Annotated in this window: 1 pseudogene; it reads right to left on the bottom strand. The window is 69.7% G+C overall.

What is annotated here, in order from left to right:
* A pseudogene (locus ACWGJ2_RS40010) lies at nucleotides 1-3,842 on the bottom strand (hypothetical protein); the annotation flags it as partial.

The following is a 3,842-nucleotide window of genomic DNA, read 5'->3' as shown; positions in this document are numbered from 1 at the left end:
GTCCAGAGCAGTACGTACGGGCGCGTCGGCGTCCTCGCTGGTGGTGCCGCGGACCACGGTGCCCCGGTAGTGATGCTCGATCTCCAAGGCGGTGCCGGTGGATAGAGGGGGCTCGTGCCGCTCGGGGGCGGAGCCGTTTTCGGCGTCGAGTCGCCGACGGCGTTGGGCAACGCCTGCCTGCACGGCCGCGACGGTATCCGGGCGTGTGGAGGAGGCCCGGCAGGCGACCGCGTGTTCGTAGGAATGGCGGACGAGGTCGTCCAGCCGCTCGGCGTCGTCAGGATGCCGGTAGTCGCTGGTGCGCAAGTTCAGCACCAGGTCGTACGCTGCGTGCGCCATCGCCGTCACGCGCCGGTTGAGCTCGTCCAGGGACTCGGCGGCTAGCGTGACGAAATCGGCGGCATACCGGGTGTCCTGGGCAGCGTCGAGGGCCGCGCGTGCGGCAGATTGGCCAGAGGTGCTGTCGAGCAGCGCCTTGGCGGTATCGCTCGCCATCCACCAGTTCCACGCGGACTCCACCTTGCTGGCGCCCCCGACGAAGCCGTCAGCGGTCTCGTACGGAATCTCCTCCATGCCCAGTTCGTGGGCCGCGAGGCGCTGGTGATGCTGAAAGGTCTTGCGAGCCAGGTCCCGCAGCACGTACCGGTTGACCCCGTCCCCGGCCTCCTGCGCAGCGCCGAGGGCGTAGGAGGTGACCTCCATCCAGTCGGTCAGAGCTGAGGCGACCGTGTCGTGCGGCTGGTGCAGCATGAGCATGGCGCCGCGCAGCTGGTCCGAGCTCGGCCCGCCGTGGTCGTCGTAGGCATGCGGCCACTTCGGGAAGCTGTCGAAGATGTCGGACAGGGCTTGCCCGATCTCCGTGCTGTCCTGGTACCAGGGCGCTGTCAGCCGGAGTGGGTCGATGCGGCCGAGGACGGCGGGGTGGTCGTCGTCGAGGTCGGCCGCGTCCAGGAACAGGTCGTCGAGATCGTTGCGTCGTGCCTGCATGCGCGCCAGATGGCGCTCCGTGTACTGGAGAGCACTGTGGGCGGCCGTGCGCACATCGTGACCGGGATCGTCGGCCAGCTGTACGGCGGTCTCGGCGAGACGGTCGTAGAGGCTGAACGCGTCAGCGGGCGCGCGCAGTTCACTCTCGATGACCGCGAGGGCTGCCACGGTGGCCTCACGGTGCGCCGGTGTCGGGCCCGGGACGTGGCTCCCGTGTCGTGAGAGGGCCTGCCGGAGCTGTTCGGCGGACCTGGCGACGTAGTGGCGTCCAGCGACCAGTTCTGCGGCGTCCGCGTAGCCTTCGAGGACGACCGCGAGGTTCGCCACTTGGGGCAGTGCCGACTCGACGCTCTGGCCTCGCGCGTCCACCGTACTGGCCGACGGGTCGGAGGCTGCGGTGGCGGGAGCTGCGGTCTGCGGATCAGTTGCCGATTCCGGCTCCGGCGAGGGAGCGGTGCTGGTCGCCGGTTGCGGTGCTGGTGTCGCCATCGTGGCGGACGACGCCGTCGAGGTGGCGGGTTGTGCTGTAGCTGGCTGGACGGAGAACCGGATACCGTCGGGGCCGGAGACAACGAGTCCGTCCTCGGTCTCCTCCAGATCTGCATCTTCGGCGGAGAGTTGCGCCAGGCCGACCGCGAGGTCACTGCCGCTGATCGGGCCGACGCGGAGATCCCGGGGCCCGGTGACGGTGTACTGGTCCCACGGGAGGATGCCGGGGATGAATTCCACGGCGTCTTCGCCGAGGGTGAGAGGTTCCGGAGAGCGGACCCACTGCTGGTAGGCGTCGCTGCCGCGGTCCTCCACAGTGCTGCGGTACCGGGAAGCGTGATCGCGCAGGCCCGTGTAGATCTCCCAGTTCCCCTCGGTGCTCCGCCCGTCTTCCCGCTCCCACTGTTCGATCACGGCACGGCATTGGTCGGCTACGCGCAGCAGGTCCGGCCAATCAGTTGCCAGCTCCACGCCGAGCAGACGGGCGATCCTTCCCGTCCGACTAGAGGCCATCGCAGTGTCGGCGGCAGCCACCAGGCCGCCTTCCCGCTCACCTGTGGCCAGGCGCTGGGCATGGTCCGCTGCCCACCGGCTGTAGGCGGTCAGTGCGGCCTGCTCCGCGGTCCAGGACTCGAACCGGTCGGTGTAGGGGGCGTCCGGTGCGTGCCCGGGCCGCTGCGGGTTCGCGTGTGGACTCGTCGCCGGGACAGGCTCCGGTTTGCCTGCGGAGTCGGGGGCCCGGGCGTTGTCTGCTGCGGGTGCGCTGTCCTGGAGGCCGTCTCCTGCAACGGGCGGGGTCTCGGCCGGCTCTGCTTCGGACGTGGAGGCCGCGTCCTTTGGTGTCTTTTCCGGTGGGTGTGCACGAAGCGCCGCCGGGGCATCAACCAGTCCGGGGTCGGACGCGGGTTCCTGCTGTGCTCGACCCGGATGGGGGTGATCGGCCGTGTCGGGATGGGCCCAGGGCGCGCTCTCGTAGAAGCGCACCCGCATCGCCTGCCGGAAGGCGGCCTCGTCGACATCATCTGCCAGGGCAGCCCTCAACGGCGCCGCCTGGCTGGCAAGTTGCTCGGCCAGCCAGGCATCGAACTGGTCGCCGGCCTGGCTGCCGCTGGCACGAAGATCATGCTGGGCATTCTGAAGAAGCTGCTCGATGGCCCCCTCGTGGGTCTCGGCGATGCCAGCGGGGAACTCCTCAGCGAGCGGTGTGACCTTCACCGACCCGGTGGGGCCGGTGATTGCGACCGCGCCCGTGGCGTCCGGTTCGATCGCAACATCCGACCCGTCATGGCCGAGCTGTTGCACGATGTCGTTGAGGAACGTGCCACGGGAGTCGCTGAGGGTCCCGCCGAGCATGGTGTGCTCATACCAGCGCAATGGATCGAACGGTCGGCCCGTATCGGGCGAAGCGGCGCCGGGGACCGGCTGAGGTGAGGGAGAAGGACTCGCTGGCGCTGTGACCGGCGGTACAGGGCGCCGACGGCCTTCCAGCGGGGCGACGCGAGTGGAGTGCTCGCGGGCGGAGCGGGCCACCTGCTCGGTCAGGTCCCTCACCGCGCGCCCGGTTTCGTTGAGCCTGCGGAGTGGAGAGTCCAGGTGGGACATGAAGTCCTCGCAGGCGCGCGCAAGACCTTGGAAAAGCTCCAGGGCCCACGGATCACCGCTGGACAAGGGGGTCGCGTCGGCAGTCCCGCGCGCGTGGTGCAGGGCCTCGGTCAGCTCAAGCCCCGCCTGCCGCATCTGACTGGCCAGCTCCCGGGCCCGGACAGGCATCCCCTCGACGACGTTGTGCCAGGCAGTGAAGTCCGCCAAGACGGCGTCTTCACCCGCAACCGCGGCACCCTCATCCGGATACGGCGGCGGGACCGAGGCGACACGGCCAGGTTCTCCGCCCACGCCGTCCGCAGCGCGTCCCGTCGTATCGGCATCCGAGCCGACGGTCTCGGCATCTGGCATGGCCGGGGCGTGGGGGCCGTCGGCCGACGCGTCCAGGAGCCCACTGGCGGTATCGCTCAGGTCGTCGGGCGTGAGGGGCGACGGATCGACGTCCACCCGATCATCGGTAGAGCCGCTCGCCACGACCGCGGCGTCGTGGACTGCTGCGTCGACCAGGTCGGCGCCGGGTTCAGCAACCTCCGTGTCGTGGACTTCCGGCTCGCTCGCTTCCGCGGCTTCCTGCACACCGAGGGCTTTGGTCAGTTTGCGGTGCTGGGCCTGGACCTTGTCGAGTTCGGCTTGCTGCGGGAAGGGCTTGCCCACCAGTTCCTTGGCCCGCGCGATGTTCGCCTCGATCCTGGCGACGTGCTGCTCTGCCTTGGAGCGAACGGTTTCCAAGCTGTCCAGGGCGTTTTCCAGCTTGCGGATCAGGC

The sequence above is a fragment of the Streptomyces sp. NPDC054796 genome (genome assembly GCF_053611545.1).
The sequence above is the reverse complement of the archived record's forward strand: the minus strand, read 5'-3'. Positions and strand labels throughout refer to the sequence as shown.